The sequence below is a fragment of the Chryseobacterium sp. RLHN22 genome (genome assembly GCF_051011795.1).
Classification (GTDB): domain Bacteria; phylum Bacteroidota; class Bacteroidia; order Flavobacteriales; family Weeksellaceae; genus Chryseobacterium; species Chryseobacterium zhengzhouense.
The window spans coordinates 262,219-277,024 of sequence record NZ_JBPCHW010000002.1 but is presented as its reverse complement, the minus strand read 5'-3'; the positions used below and the strand labels follow the sequence as shown (position 1 = coordinate 277,024).

The following is a 14,806-nucleotide window of genomic DNA, read 5'->3' as shown; positions in this document are numbered from 1 at the left end:
ACGCAAAGACCGCAAAGTTTCTTTTGACAGCTAATTGTTTTTAAGTTCGCAAAGGCGTTTCACTTAACAAAGCAAACAAAGTTTTAACTATTATTTGTTTTTTCTCTCCAAAGTAAGCAAAGATTTCTAATTCTATTTAATAAAAAATCTTAGTAATAAAAAGTATAAAAATCCGCTTATAGTCATGGATAACAGAATATCAATATAAAATGATAACGGAAACATAAAATACGTCAGATCATAAAAGAAGTAAAGAAATATTAAAACCGCCATACCAATTAATCCTAAATATTCCCAAAGTGAAAAGATCAAATTTAATATGACAGAAATAATCATCTGTACTACAACAAAAAAGCACAGAAAGAAGAGCCTTCCATACATTTTATAATAATCAGAAACAATTGGAACAACACTTTTAGAATTGAATTTCTTTGTAATTAAATCATATTCGAGAATTAAAATCTCTTTACATATTTTGACAGGGTTTTCTCCCAAGATTAAGGTTACAGAAAAAAGGGTTAAAACAATGATTGTAGTAAAGATAACACCAAGATATCTCGCTCTTTTCACATTATACTTAAAAGCTTCTTTATCTTCAAAATCATCTTCTGATCTAAATGATATTGAACTTCCACTCGGTAAATAACCGAAATCAACTTTTACTCCGCTTTTTAAAGTATAGCTGTATAAAGGCTTACCAAAATGCATAAACATAGAAACTCCTTTTACATCATTTTTGAAAAAAATATTGTTAATGTAATAAGGAATAATGCAAAATAAAAACATGTAAGTCGCGAACAACCAACCTATGATGAATGCTGAATTAATTTCCATGATTAGTTTTTATTAAAAATTCCACCATTTTTTCTTTTTCGGCTGTTCTTCTTGGTTTCCGGATTGTTCATTCCTTTTTTTAAAGGAAAAGGCAGCTCTCTGATAAGCATCCGTAATATCAAAATGCAATTCCGAACCATCTTCCAATGTTAAAACATCCAAATATTTTCCTTCATGCTGAACCAATCTTTGTTGAGTATATTTTTTTCTCAAATGGAGCTGTAAAAAATCATTTTCATCAGAAATTCTAATGACAATATATGGATTTTCCATTGTTCCGTCTCCCGTTTTCTCAATACAACTCAAAATATTATGACAAATGAACATTACGCTTTCCGAAGCCTTCGTATCACCAATCTGTTTTAAAGAAAAATATTTTATAAAATGTGCTCTGGGACTTAACAGTACATTAATGTTAACATAATAATTCAGTTTATCATATTCTTTATCCTCAAATAATTTTTCCATGATTTCTAAATCATTGGAATAAGGATCATAATCAGGGTTCGTTATAATTAATTCTCTGGATTTTAAAAAGTTTTCTTTAGTAGGATCTTTTATAAAATCAAATACTGTTTCCTGGCTCATTTTCTTTAGTTATTGTTTTTAGTTCTTTCCAAAAAATATCTTTATACATCCCGAATTCTGCCATCAGCAATTGATTGATATAAGGAATTTCGGCAAGTCTGTAGGATTTTTTCTCTACAATTCTTTCAAGATATAGTTTTCGGTAGGTTTTATCTTTTAGTTCTTCTTCCCAATTGATCTTTTCCAAATCCAGATCCCAACCAATTCCCGAATAGTGAAACTGTGTTAAAATATTTTCCAACATTTTTACCAACGAATCTTCCGGATCGGCATTTTGCAAAGCAGAAATGATCTGTGGTAAAAACCTCAACGATAAATCCGCCGATAATATTGATGAAGTATCTCTTTTTCCTTTAAATTGTGGAATTAATTTCTCCAAATCTTTCGCCGTATCTTTTCGGATCAAATATAATTGTGCACTGTGATACACAATTTTTGCAGCCCAAACCGCTGTTTCGCTATCGCAATTGATCTGATCGGATAAAAATTCTAACCGTTCTTTTTCAAATTCGGATTCGAAATAATCTGCAGCGTCTTCTTCCTCTTTTTTTGAGATTTCCTGAAGATCTGTGAAAATCGTGATGCATTCATCCTTTCGAAGCAGAAATAAAGTGTCCAGAAATAAAGATTCGGTTTTCATCATCTAACAAAAATAAAATTATTTCGAACACAAAAAAATTGATTTGGTGGAAATTTAAGAATTTAATAAAAGATATACTTTAAGCAAAAAAACTACTGAAACAGATTATGAAAAGTCTGTAAATAAATTCTGAACCTAAAAATAAAGCAGCCATAAAGTATAAATACTTTATGGCTGCTTTATTTTTAGCTTAACTTAAAAACTATTTCAGAAGATAACCGATGGCGCCCCCATCAACCAAAAGTTCGCTGCCCGTAATAAAACTTGCCTGATCGGAAGCTAAAAAAAGAACTGCTTTTGCAATATCTGAAGGATCACCCATTCTTCCTAATGCAACAGATTTGGAAAACTCATTCTGCATTTCGAGACTTGGTACTGCCTTATCAAAACCTTCCGTCTTTGTAGGTCCCGGGCTAACAATATTCACTCTAATTTTTCTATCTGCCAATTCGTTGGCAGCAATCTGTGCAATTTTATTGACCGCACCTTTCGTTGCTGAATAAACACTTCCATACATTTGTGCGGTTGTAGCAACAGTTGAGGAATTAAACACTACTGCAGCACCTTCCGAAAAGTGCGGAATCAGCTTCTGCAGTGTAAAAAAATACCCTTTAACATTGGTATTAAACTGGTAATCAAAATCTTCTTCTGTAGTTTGTTCAATCGGCGCAAAAACAGCCGTTCCAGCATTCAAAAACAGAACATCAACCTTATTTCCGCTTTCCGAAATATATTTTTCGAGATTAGCAATTCCGGACATTGCGGATGTATCCGAAATCAAAGTTTTCAGCTTTGGATTATTAATGCGTTCTTCAGCATTTTTAAGGTTATCACCATTTCTTCCGGTGATCAATACATTTGCTCCAGTTTCGATAAATGCCTTCGCTGTGGCAAATCCTATCCCTGTGCTTCCTCCCGTTATCACTACATTTTTGTCTTTAAAATTCATTGTATAATTTTTTATTGTTGTTTTACAGTACAAATGTATCATCTATTAGTTACTTTTAGTAACTTTGTACTGAAAAATAACAGTAACAACAAAGTAACAAGGTAACAATATGGAGTGCAAAACAGAAAACTTTAAGCAGGAATACAAAAAAGAAATGCGCGCCGTACAGGATTCTATGGATGTTTTACACGGGAAATGGAAAATTGCGGTACTATCATCAATCTGCTATTACAATAAACGGCGGTTCTCGGATATTCTGAGCGACATTGACGGAATTTCAAACCGAATGCTCAGTAAAGAGCTGAAAGAGCTGGAATTTAACAAGCTCATCCACAGAAATGTATTGAGTACACAGCCCGTAACCGTAGAATATACGCTTACAGAACACGGGAATACTTTGAAAACCATCATCAATAACCTTCATGAATGGGGAGTTGAACACCGTAAAAAAATTGTGGAAGGATAAAATTGAAGCCATAAAGTAATAACATTACAAAGATATTATCACTTCAGATCATAATAAATACCTTGAACATCGGCATATTTTTATGATTTCCATAAGACAATATTTACGAAATTAAAGATACACCTGTCATGACAAAAAATTCTGCTTGGTTATAAACACTTTAATTAATTTAAAAAACACGATATTTATTATCTTTGCACATTCAAATAAAAATTATGAGTGTACACATTAGCGCTAAGAAAGGAGAAATTGCAAAGGTCGTTTTACAGCCCGGAGATCCTTTAAGAGCAAAATATATCGCCGAAAATTTTCTCGAAAATGCAAGATTAGTGAGCCAGACAAGAGGTATTTTTTATTATACCGGGACTTACAAAGGCAGGGAAATATCTGTAGGAGCAAGTGGAATGGGTTTTCCGAGCATCGGAATTTATTCTTTTGAGCTGTTTACGGAATATGATGTGGATACCATCATCAGAATCGGAACTTGTGGAGCTTACACTACAGATCTGAAGGTTTTTGATATTCTGAATGTTGAAAATGCAGCGAGCGAAAGTACATATGCAAAATTCGCTTGGGAAATTGAGGACGAAATTATTTCTCATCAGGGAAATATTTTTAACACCATTAATGAAACTGCAAAAGAAATGTCTTTAACTGCAAAAGCAACGAATATTCACAGTAGTGATATTTTTTACAGAAAAGATCCGGCTATTCCGGCAATTGCCACAAAATATAATTGTCCGGCAGTAGAAATGGAAGCGTTCGGATTATTCGCCAATGCAAAACATTTAGGAAAAAATGCCGCTACAATTCTTACGGTTTCAGATATTATTCCGACTCACGAAAATATTTCGGCCGATCAAAGAGAAAAAGCTCTGAAACCAATGATCGAACTGGCTTTGGAATCTGCAATTAAAAGTTTATAAAAAATGAATAAAGCGGATAATGCAAAATGGCTTATTCACTTTAAAATATTGAAATAAAAAAGAGTTTTACAAAAAATGTAGAACTCTTTTTATATCCTGAAAAAATTTCGGGCGACTTCTGTGGTTTCGTCTGCAACTTCAGAAATGCTTACTTTCTTTAGGCTTGCAATCGTTTGAGCGACGTAAGGCAAAAATGCTGGTTCGTTTCGGCGGTTTTGCATTCGGGGCATATTTTTCGGAAGCATAAAAGGCGCATCGGTTTCAATCATCATTCGGTCAAGCGGAACATATTTGATGACTTCTTCCAGATGCTTGAATCTGTTCTGATCGCTGATTGCTCCCGTAAATCCTAAGTAAAATCCTTTATCCAGATAAATTTTCGCTTCCGATAAAGTTCCGGTAAAACAGTGAACAACAGCTTTTGAAAGCTTGGAAAGATATTCGTCTGTAATTTCATTAAATCTTTGAAAAGCTGATCTTTCGTGGAGGAAAAGTGGTTTATTAACTTCAATGGAAAGTTCGAGTTGAGCACGGTAACATTTTTCCTGAACAGGTCTTGGTGAAAAATCTCTGTCAAAATCCAGTCCGCATTCTCCGACGGAAACGACTTGTTCAAGTTTTAAAAGTTTTCTTAATTCATGAATACTTTCATTATTGAAAGATTTCGCATCATGAGGATGAATTCCTGCCGTTGAGAAGATAACATCCTGATAATTTGCTGCTATTTCTGCCGATTCCTTGCTTCCACGAATGCTTGTTCCCGTGAGAATCATATAATGAACTCCTGTAGCAAGAGCCGAATTGACAATCTCAACGTGTTCATTATTAAACTGTTTATTGATTAAATTAACACCAATGTCGATAAATGTGTTCATTTCTTTTTTATTTTATTTATTAAAAAATATCTCTTTACATGTGCTCTTTTTATTGAGTTTCTGAAAGCTTTTTCCGAATAGAAGCTTCTGTAATCAGAATGTGTTCTGCCATATATTTCTTTTGTGATTTTAGCCCAGATTAATTTCCTCCTTTTCTTTCTTTGTTTAAAAATTTTAATGGTTTCTTTAAGTTGGTTTTCAATTTCTGATTTTTCGGTTCGTCTCCATTTTTTATTTCCATACTTTTTTAAATAAACTCCAATTTTACCCCATTCATAACTCCTGAAAGGCCCTTTATTGTATAAGTTTTTCATGGTTATTTAAATTTTGGATGCAAAATTATCCAGATTATACGCAATCTTTTTACGCATTAAATTAGTCATTCATAAAAAATTCCAGAAAACCGATCAAATGTTTTCCGCCATGACTCCAGCGAATTCCATGACCTTCTTTTTCTCTGACTTCGAAAACCAGTTCGTGTTTGTAATGAAAGAAAACATTCCACCAGGTTTTATGATCTAGAATATAGTTAATTTTTTCCATCACGATTTGCTGTTTCTGTTGATTATTTCCTTTTACTTCACCCCAAAACTGATCTTCAAGTCTTCCGACATGTTTTTCCCAGGCTCTTTGCGCAATGGTAATTTCATTATTAAAAGGTTTTTCACAGGCTTCAATCAGTAAACTTTTCACAGGCGGGATCGCATTTTCATCACGAATACTTGCAGAAGTTATCCTTTGTCCCAAAATATTCAGCCAATGTTCAAAAGAAATTTCTTCTAATTGTTTTGTTTTAATTTCATTTGAATATTCAGATTCCAAAATAGTAATTAAAATGTTGAAACTTTCAGAACGGTCAATTTTAATTTCTTCATTAAAGAAAGGCAGATCCCAATCTAAAGTCTGATCTTTAAATCTCTGAATATTTTCATGTAAACTTTTAAGATGTTCTTCAACTAAAATTGCCTGATATTTTTCTTTCCATTCTTCAGAAAATAATGGAATATATTCTTTAAAATTCACGATTTAAAACATTTTTACAAGGTTTACGGACAGGTTTTCTTCTTCAATCAAATATCCGATAAGATTGAACCAGCTTTTACCATGATCCAAAATCCATGCATCAGAAGAAATAATGATTTCAACATTTTCAGCTAAAAATTTGTCGGGATTAAATTCCAGTTCAACATTCCAGTTGAGGTTATTTTCAATAGCATAATCTAAAATAATCTGTTTGATTCTTCCGCTGTTTGAAACAGGTTTATCAAAAATCCAGATTAGTTTTTCTGCCTGAGATTTTTGAAAAAATTCAGCGACCAATTCAATCACTTTTTGAGTCTGATTGACTCTTTTATACGTTCCGAAAACGCCTGAAAGATCACGGAAACAACCATCCAAACCTTCAAAAATATAAGCTCCAGAAAGTAAACTTTCCAATAAAATCAAAACATTAAAACCATCAAGATAAATCGTTTTACTTTTTAAATCTGAAATTTCAAGTTCCTTCGAGTTTCTGTTCTGAATCTGAATTTCCGAAGCCGAAGCACCACGCAAGGCCTGAATTTGTCGGGTTTTCAGACGGTAATGATTTCCTACAAGATCCGCAGAAGCTTTCTCCGGGTAATTCCGGCTTAATAAATACTGCATATCCCGAACAGCCGATTTCAGTTTATCAATCTGTTTCTCTGAACCGAATAAGGCATCATCACCCGTATTTTTTCCGCGGTTTCTGTTGTTCATGCTCAAATGTAATACAAAAACTATTTAACTAAAATAATCAATCAAAAATTCTCATGATAAAATTTACACAAGATGAATCAGAGTCTTTCAATATTAATTAACCCTTACAAAATCAGTCAATTAAAATTGTTCTTTTTTTACATCATCATAATATTCTTCTATCTCATATAAAATACAATTCATTTGCTTTTTAATCTCTATAATTTGATTAAATTTACCTCAATAATGTATTTCGTTTTGAAGTACAGAATCATTCAGAAAAAAAAATTATGAATAAAAAAAGTGCCACCATTTATGATATTTCGAAGAAGCTGAACGTAAGCGTGGCTACTGTTTCAAGAGCACTGAATAATCATCCCAGAATTAGTCAGGCAACTAAGGAGCTCGTAGTGAAAACCGCTAAGGAAATGAATTACAAGCAAAACAATCTTGCTAAAGCCCTTAAAAGCGGAGAAACCAAAAACGTAGGAATTATCGTTCCTTTTGTCAATACCAACTTTTTCTCATCGGTAATCCGTGGAATTGAAGAAGAACTTTCGCCGCATGGTTATCATGTAATTATCTGCCAAAGCCATGAAGACGTTTTAACCGAAAAAAAACATTTAAATACATTACTAAATGCTCAGGTTGACGGAATTTTCATGTCGGTTTCCCGAACTACCGTAGACACAGAACATATTGAACATATTCTGCATACTTCAAGAACGCCTATCATATTTTTTGACCGTAAAAAAGACATTCCGGGAATCAGTACTGTAACCATTGACGATTATCGGGGAGGTTATGAAGCTACAGAACATCTGATTTCCGAAGGTTATAAAAATATCTGTCATTTTGCGGGGGATCTTAATCTTGAGATTTACCAAAACCGTCTGAACGGTTACAAACAGGCTTTGATAGACCACAATTTTACGGTGAAAGAAGAAAATATTATTACTACGGGAAGTTCAATTGACGCCGGAATTGAAGCCATTAAAACTTTATGGAAAAGAAAGTCTGTTCCCGACGCTATATTTTCTGCCAGTGATTTTGCAGCACTAGGTGCTTGTCAGGAACTGAAAAAACGCAAAATAAAAATTCCGGAACAGGTGGCAGTAATAGGTTTTTCCAACGAACCTTTCACTCAGTTTATGGAGCTTCCGATGAGCTCAATGGATCAGACTCCTCTTCTTATGGGAAATAAGGCAGGCCAGGTTTTTTTAGATCACATTAAAGACAATTCTTCCGGAGTTTCTGTTGAAAAAAAGGTGGTTCTTTCGCCAAAAATTCATATCAGAACATCGTCGAAGAGAAAATCATCATAGAAAAAGAAAATTTAGCCATTTAAAAATTCCTATCCTGTAAGGAAAGTGGAGCGTTCAAAGAATTTTGGAGGAATAGTGAATTTTATTTCTTAACAAAGCTCTTCGCACACGTAGCTATTCTAAAATAACAGAAATCACAGGACATCTTACAGATGCCTTCCTTATTGCGTGTTGTTCCGGAAAATTATTATAGCATTTGTTATTGCCAATTTTTTCTATTTTTTTCTGCTTCACGACAAGATAGTCGATCGCAATATAACCGACATATAAATTTTTAAACTTCTCATCAATAAAAATATCATGCTGACCCAAATTTACTTCGAGATATTTGCTGTTTTCCGTAAACCCAACTTCCATTTCAGGAATTAAGATTTTCTTATCTGCACAATCCACAGATTTACAAGTATATAGAATCGGGATAATGCGAATATCCATTTTATTTGTTTTGACATTATAAAGGGTATTATTTCCACCTGTCATAAAATACCTGATTTTCTTTATTTTTTTTCCGGTATACAAACTGTCAACATCAGGAATTTCTACAATTTTGCTTGAATTAGGCATGCTGTATAACTTCATCAATCCTCCTTTTGCCTCAATACCGATGATCGTTTCTTTTTTATTGGTTAAAACAACCTGTTCAATAAGCTTCCCGGATGAGAACTGCAGATAATTATGAGCAGCTTTTAATTCTTCCCTATATAAATCGTAAGCGGTATTATTATCTAAATTAAGAATCTTTATTTTTGAAATTGTACCTATTTCATCGAAAGGAATTTTCACATGGCCATTTTCGGAAACAAACACGTAATTCTTATCAGCAATCAATTCTATCTGATAGTTCTTAATCAATTCCGAATCTTTTTTAAGCTGAAACTGTTGTGCATTTATCCAACTCCAAACTGTAAGAAATGTAAACAAGCAAGAGAGTTTCTTTATCAATTTCATTATTAAATTTAAATGTCTAATCCACAAACTTAGTTTAATGTTTTTTATTGTGAAAGATGATTATTACTTCATAAAAAAAAGCCACAAAAATAAAATTCAGTGGCTTATTCATATCTGCAAGTGATTTTTATTTTAAATCAAAACGGTCAAGTTCCATTACTTTTTCCCAGGCTTTGACAAAATCTCTTACAAATTTTTCTTTGGCATCAGAAGAAGCGTATACTTCTACAATAGCTCGTAGTTCTGCATTAGACCCAAAAACCAGATCAGCTCTTGTGGCTGTCCATTTTTTCTCGCCAGAATTTCTATCGCTTCCTTCGTACAGTTCGTTATCCTGGGAAGCGGATTTCCATTGCGTATTCATATCCAGAAGGTTCACGAAGAAATCATTGCTTAACGTTTCTGAATTGTTTGTGAAAACGCCATGATTCGAACCGTCAAAATTCGTATTCAAAACTCTTAATCCGCCTAAAAGAACCGTCATTTCCGGAGCAGTAAGCGTTAAAAGATTTGCTTTATCAATTAAAAGAGATTCCGTAGAAACATTTCTGTTACCTTTTCTGTAATTTCTGAACCCATCTGCAACAGGCTCTAAATACCCCACAGACTCCACATCTGTCTGTTCCTGCGTTGCATCGGTTCTTCCTGCATTGAATTTTACATTTACATTAAATCCACCATTTGATGCTGCTTTTTCAATCGCTGCATTTCCGGCCAAAACAATTAAATCTGCCAGAGAAACTTTTTTGTTTTCTCCTTGATTTTCATTAAACCTTTTTTGAATATCTTCAAGTTTGTCTAAAACTTTTTGCAACTGAGAAGGATTATTTACCGCCCAATATTTTTGCGGAGCCAAACGAATTCTCGCTCCATTCGCACCGCCTCTTTTATCACTTCCTCTAAACGTGGAAGCAGATGCCCATGCCGTAGAAACCAGTTCCGAAATACTTAATCCTGAATTTAATATCTCATTCTTTAAATTCTGAGCATCATTTTCATCGATTGCATCATAATCCGCTTCAGGCAAAGGGTCTTGCCAGATCAATTCTTCTGAAGGAACTTCTGCTCCCAGATATCTGGCTTTTGGCCCCATGTCTCTGTGAGTAAGCTTGAACCAAGCTCTTGCAAAAGCATCCGCAAACTCATCGGGATTTTCGTAGAAACGTCTTGATATTTTTTCATAAACAGGATCCAGTCGTAATGACAAATCAGTCGTCAACATGGTTGGCCTGTGTTTTTTAGTTGCATCAAAAGCATCAGGAATAATGTGTTCGCCATCTTTTGCTACCCATTGATGAGCTCCTGCAGGGCTTTTTGTTAATTCCCATTCGTGCTCAAAAAGATTTTTAAAGAAATGATTGCTCCATTGGGTTGGAGTTTCCGTCCACGTCACTTCAAGTCCGCTGGTGATGGTGTCTTTTCCTCTTCCGGTACCGAAAGAATTTTCCCAGCCTAAACCTTGTGCCGATAAATCAGCTGCTTCCGGCTCTTTACCAACATGATCAGAAGGTGCCGCACCGTGTGTTTTTCCAAATGTATGTCCACCGGCAATCAATGCAACGGTTTCTTCATCATTCATCGCCATTCTTCCAAAGGTATCTCTAATATCTTTCGCTGCTGCGATGGGATCCGGATTTCCATCAGGACCTTCAGGATTCACATAAATTAATCCCATATGTGCCGCTGCCAATGGTTTTTCTAAATCTCTGGTGTGGGTCCCACCGTTCGGATCTTCATCTGAAGATACAACACCGTGTTCCCTAAGTCCTGATTTTCCGCCGGAATAACGTTCTTCATTTCCAAGCCATGTATGTTCAGAGCCCCAGTACACATCCTGGTCTGCTTCCCATACATCTTCTCTTCCTCCTGCAAAACCAAACGTTTTAAAGCCCATCGATTCCAAGGCCACATTTCCGGTAAGAATCAATAAATCTGCCCACGAAATTTTATTTCCATACTTCTGTTTGATAGGCCACAAAAGTCTTCTTGCTTTATCTAAACTCACATTATCGGGCCAGCTGTTGAGTGGCGCAAATCTTTGCTGACCTCTTGCTCCACCGCCTCTACCGTCAAAAACCCTATAAGTTCCTGCACTGTGCCAAGCCATTCTGATAAACAGCGGACCGTAATGCCCAAAATCTGCAGGCCACCAATCCTGAGAATCAGTCATTAAAGCGTGCAAGTCTTTTTTTAAACCTTCATAATCTAACGATTTAAAAGCTTCAGCATAATTAAAATTCTCATCCATCGGATCAGAAAGTTTCGAATGCTGACGCAAAATATCTACTCTAAGCTGCTTCGGCCACCAGTCGTGATTACTGGTTCCGCCACCTGCAACGGTCTGATTGAGCTGACCGTTATGAAACGGGCATTTACTGATGTCTCCTTCCCTGTTTTCCATATTAAAGATTTTTTAATGTTTATTTTGGTGTAAATTTAAAAGTTTAAATTAATAAATATAATCTATTGATAAAAATTAAATGATTTATAAAAACTATAATTCAAAACTATAAACGTTTTAAAGTTAATTAAAATTTACAGGAAGAAAATAGTTTTTTAAGAATTTTGTGGTATTAATTTTTATTCTAAATAATTCATTATATTAGTTTTAATAAAAACCAAAAAAAAATCAAATATGAAAAAATTAATCCCAATAGTATTGATTGCAACAGTTTATTTAATTGCAACAAGCGCTACTAAATTTTGTTCACCAGTACAGATCCCGTTCAACGAACTTTTGGATAAATTTAATACTGACTACAATTCTGCAGTGGAAGGATATTTTGTTTCAGAGAATACTTTTAAAGTAACCTACTCGTACGATTCTGCCATCAAAACTGAAAAAATATATAATGTTTTCGAATATGGGCCATTTGGAAGCTCATGTGAAATGTATGAAATGGGAAGTAGTGCGGAACCGAAAATTCAGGGTATAAAGAATTCACGTTTACTAATTTTAAATAAATCCCGTAGTAAAGACGGAAAATTGGTAACACCTATATTTCACGGAGAAGGTTTCAACTGCAGGCAAAACAGTTACGTTTAACCGCTATGTGACTGATAAAACTTCCAATTCAAAACCGCATCGTTTTTCAGCTCCTTTAAGTTCTGTGAGAAACCGCTTGCAACAAAAGAATACAGCTGTGAATATTAAATGGAAAACTGAGGTTTTAAAACAAAGTAGGTATTGATTAACCTGCTGTCCATATCGATGTACTTTCGTCACTTCGAGTAGATTTTTGAAAAAAATCGTATCGAGAAGTTTATAATTTTGAAGATAAAGCTATTCTCGATACATTTTTTCTCCACTTTGTTACGAAAAAACACTCGAATTGACGGGTCTAATATTAATTGAAAATTCACCACGGGTAATGTCCATTGCTCCTTTTCAATAATCCCAGTACAATTTTTTCATTTCTGTATTAAATTTTTCTCTACCTTAGTTTTTCTCAAAATAAAAACACACGATTTTATATAAATAAGTATTAACCTTTAAAATCAAAAATGATGGGATTAACAAATTTGAACTCCACCCATTTGAGCAGTGCCAAGATCACTGCCGCACAGGATGCCATCGCGGCACTGGAAACAGCACTTGCTGAAATCACTTTCAACCTTTCACCAGACGACCGAAAACAGTATGGGAGCATCAATGAGAAAAACAAACTCTTTGTGAATAAGGTACACGACTACAACAGCAGTCAACCTAATTTAAGCTCTCCTGAGGTCGACTGGGAGGAATTTAACAAAGATCACAGCTCCCGAAGAAGCATGGAAGCCATGATCAGCAAATTGGAAAGTCTGATTACAAGAATGACCAATGCCAAAATTCTCCACGATTACGACAATTATCAGGCAGGTTTGGTAGATTATTCTTTCACTGCCTACAAAGCAGGGTCGTCGGCACCGGGATTTGAAGATAAGTACAATGACCTCAAGCAGTTTTTTGTAAAAACTCCACCTCCGTCCAGTCCGACAGAGGAAAAAAAGTAAAATAACAATGACCAACCACCCCCTTCAGTAATTTGGAGGGGTATTTTTTATAACCTTACATTCATTTTATTGGTTTCACCAGGTTGGCTAATACTCGGGAGGCGTTCTCCACTACTTCCGCTACGTTCCGGATAGGTTGGCTGACGTCTTTCATCCATCAGGAGACGTTCTTTAATGGTCGGAAACGGTTATTGACACCTCCGGATACGTTGCTGATAGCTCGGATGTGGTCTTTTACCTATCAGGAGGTATCTTTTACCTGTCGGGATAGGTTGGTAACGTATCCAGATGTATTGGGAACGTCATCAGAGACGTCTGCAACCCCGCCGGACTTCTGATGAACGTATCGGGATGGGTTTTGTAACGTATCGGAAGCTTTGTGGAACCTGTCTGGGCTTCCCCGAAGTAGACTGGGCAGAATTCAACAAAGACCACAGCTCACGAAACAGCATGGAGACCATGATCAGCAGACTCGAAAGCCTGATTACGAGAATGAATAATGCCAAAACGCTGCATAATTACGACAATTATCAGTCGGCACTGATGGATTATTCGTACACCACTTATAAAGCGGGAACTTCAGCACCGGGATTTGAAAATAAATATAAAGATCTGAAGCAGTTCTTTGTAAAAAACTCCACTTCTACACTCCCGCCTGAAGAGAAAAAGTAAAACAGCAATACACAAATTACCCCTCCCCATTCTACGGAGGGGTATTTTTATAGCTTCTCCCTCTCTTTCAGCTGTTGATATACCTTTTCTAATGATAAGTTCACGTTCTTTAATCATCCAAAGAAGTTTGCTACAGGTCCGGGCACGTCATTCAATCACCCGAAGACGTTCTTTAATCGTCTGATGAGGTTTTTTACCATTCAGTATACGTCAGGGAAAGGCCTGGAGCGGTCTTTTAACCCTTTTTAACCTATCGGGATAGGCTACATAACGTATCTGAAGACATATATCACCCCGTCAGAGACATCAATAACCCCACTGGACATGTGATGAACGTGTCGGGATAGGTTAGACAACGTATCGTGACCTCTTCGGAACGTATTCTAATGGGTGTTGCATGTATCGGGAGAGGTTGGGAACGGCAAATTTGGGGGTTGGGAACGTGTCGAGAATGGTTTTTGCTGCCGAAAGCGTCTCGCTTGTGACCGCTTTCAGATCATTTTAAAATACATATCATTGATAATCGTTAAATGTCATAAATTTGTATTACATGAATAGTTTTTTATAATTTTAAACTAAAAATGATTTATAGTGAACACCAATCTTAACCAATAATACATAGATAAAATTATTTTTTTGAGCGATGAGCAAAAAATGAATTTAACACTTATTTTCGGGAGGTAAAAATCAAGAAAACCAATTCATTGTTCAACCAGACAAACGATACAAACGATGTCGCGGATTTGCAATCCGTGACTTTCTACAATATAAGATATCCTAAGCACGGATTACAAATCCGCGCCATCGAATTACAAACCCGCGCGATCGAATCTAAAAGAAAAATATTTTGTACATTTAAACAAAAACACAA

16 protein-coding genes are annotated in these 14,806 nt (G+C 35.2%); 6 read left to right on the top strand and 10 right to left on the bottom strand.

Going from position 1 to position 14,806, the window contains the following annotated elements; translation table 11 throughout:
- Positions 1–132: 132 nt before the first annotated feature.
- The 4 genes from ACR1PN_RS03575 to ACR1PN_RS03560 all read right to left on the bottom strand — a co-directional run bounded on the left by ACR1PN_RS03575 (position 133) and on the right by ACR1PN_RS03560 (position 3,011).
- Positions 133–834: a hypothetical protein gene (locus ACR1PN_RS03575; protein ID WP_433978916.1), complete on the bottom strand. Its 702-nt coding sequence runs from the start codon at positions 832–834 to the stop codon at positions 133–135.
- Between the two features lie 12 nt (positions 835–846).
- Positions 847–1,422 (bottom strand): DUF4919 domain-containing protein, encoded by a 576-nt coding sequence (locus ACR1PN_RS03570; RefSeq protein ID WP_433978915.1) that lies wholly within the window; start codon positions 1,420–1,422, stop codon positions 847–849.
- Positions 1,400–2,065, bottom strand: coding sequence for a hypothetical protein (locus ACR1PN_RS03565; protein ID WP_433978914.1), 666 nt, complete (start codon positions 2,063–2,065; stop codon positions 1,400–1,402). Before ACR1PN_RS03565 ends, ACR1PN_RS03570 begins: the two co-directional genes overlap by 23 nt.
- Positions 2,066–2,264: 199 nt before the next feature.
- The gene (locus tag ACR1PN_RS03560; RefSeq protein ID WP_433978913.1) at positions 2,265–3,011 is read right to left on the bottom strand and encodes an SDR family oxidoreductase; all 747 of its coding nucleotides are present in this window, start codon (positions 3,009–3,011) and stop codon (positions 2,265–2,267) included.
- 109 nt (positions 3,012–3,120) lie between these two features.
- On the opposite strand from ACR1PN_RS03560, the gene ACR1PN_RS03555 reads away from it, so the two are divergent.
- Positions 3,121–3,477 (top strand): winged helix-turn-helix transcriptional regulator, encoded by a 357-nt coding sequence (locus tag ACR1PN_RS03555; RefSeq protein WP_378175689.1) that lies wholly within the window; start codon positions 3,121–3,123, stop codon positions 3,475–3,477.
- Positions 3,478–3,692: 215 nt separating this feature from the next.
- Positions 3,693–4,403: a purine-nucleoside phosphorylase gene (gene deoD, locus ACR1PN_RS03550; RefSeq protein WP_433978912.1), complete on the top strand. Its 711-nt coding sequence runs from the start codon at positions 3,693–3,695 to the stop codon at positions 4,401–4,403.
- 89 nt (positions 4,404–4,492) lie between these two features.
- Here the strand turns inward: deoD and ACR1PN_RS03545 are convergent, their stop codons facing one another.
- The 4 genes from ACR1PN_RS03545 to ACR1PN_RS03530 all read right to left on the bottom strand — a co-directional run bounded on the left by ACR1PN_RS03545 (position 4,493) and on the right by ACR1PN_RS03530 (position 7,018).
- A complete protein-coding gene (locus tag ACR1PN_RS03545; protein WP_433978911.1) occupies positions 4,493–5,278 on the bottom strand; it encodes a TatD family hydrolase in 786 nt (261 codons plus the stop codon).
- On the bottom strand, positions 5,275–5,592 hold the full coding sequence (locus ACR1PN_RS03540) for a hypothetical protein (RefSeq protein ID WP_433978910.1): 318 nt from the start codon (positions 5,590–5,592) through the stop codon (positions 5,275–5,277). Before ACR1PN_RS03540 ends, ACR1PN_RS03545 begins: the two co-directional genes overlap by 4 nt.
- 61 nt (positions 5,593–5,653) lie before the next feature.
- Positions 5,654–6,301, bottom strand: coding sequence for a hypothetical protein (locus tag ACR1PN_RS03535; protein ID WP_433978909.1), 648 nt, complete (start codon positions 6,299–6,301; stop codon positions 5,654–5,656).
- A 3-nt stretch (positions 6,302–6,304) separates the two neighbouring features.
- Complete coding sequence (locus ACR1PN_RS03530) at positions 6,305–7,018, bottom strand: DUF434 domain-containing protein (protein WP_433978908.1); 714 nt, start codon at positions 7,016–7,018, stop codon at positions 6,305–6,307.
- A gap of 269 nt (positions 7,019–7,287) precedes the next feature.
- Here ACR1PN_RS03530 and ACR1PN_RS03525 point away from each other — a divergent pair, with 269 nt between their 5' ends.
- Entirely contained in the window at positions 7,288–8,322 is a 1,035-nt protein-coding gene (locus ACR1PN_RS03525; protein ID WP_378175669.1) for a LacI family DNA-binding transcriptional regulator, read from the top strand.
- 114 nt (positions 8,323–8,436) lie between these two features.
- Here the strand turns inward: ACR1PN_RS03525 and ACR1PN_RS03520 are convergent, their stop codons facing one another.
- Together ACR1PN_RS03520 and katG are read right to left on the bottom strand one after the other, a co-directional pair.
- On the bottom strand, positions 8,437–9,270 hold the full coding sequence (locus ACR1PN_RS03520) for a hypothetical protein (protein ID WP_378175666.1): 834 nt from the start codon (positions 9,268–9,270) through the stop codon (positions 8,437–8,439).
- A 127-nt stretch (positions 9,271–9,397) separates the two neighbouring features.
- Complete coding sequence (katG, locus tag ACR1PN_RS03515) at positions 9,398–11,671, bottom strand: catalase/peroxidase HPI (protein ID WP_433978907.1); 2,274 nt, start codon at positions 11,669–11,671, stop codon at positions 9,398–9,400.
- Positions 11,672–11,905: 234 nt separating this feature from the next.
- Here katG and ACR1PN_RS03510 point away from each other — a divergent pair, with 234 nt between their 5' ends.
- The 3 genes from ACR1PN_RS03510 (at position 11,906) to ACR1PN_RS03500 (ending at position 13,935) form a co-directional block, all read left to right on the top strand.
- Positions 11,906–12,316 (top strand): hypothetical protein, encoded by a 411-nt coding sequence (locus ACR1PN_RS03510; RefSeq protein ID WP_433978906.1) that lies wholly within the window; start codon positions 11,906–11,908, stop codon positions 12,314–12,316.
- 458 nt (positions 12,317–12,774) lie between these two features.
- Positions 12,775–13,263 carry a hypothetical protein gene (locus ACR1PN_RS03505; RefSeq protein ID WP_433978905.1) on the top strand — a complete coding sequence of 163 codons (489 nt, stop codon included), beginning with the start codon at positions 12,775–12,777 and terminating at the stop codon, positions 13,261–13,263.
- A gap of 288 nt (positions 13,264–13,551) precedes the next feature.
- Positions 13,552–13,935 carry a hypothetical protein gene (locus ACR1PN_RS03500; RefSeq protein ID WP_433978904.1) on the top strand — a complete coding sequence of 128 codons (384 nt, stop codon included), beginning with the start codon at positions 13,552–13,554 and terminating at the stop codon, positions 13,933–13,935.
- Positions 13,936–14,806 lie beyond the last annotated feature (871 nt).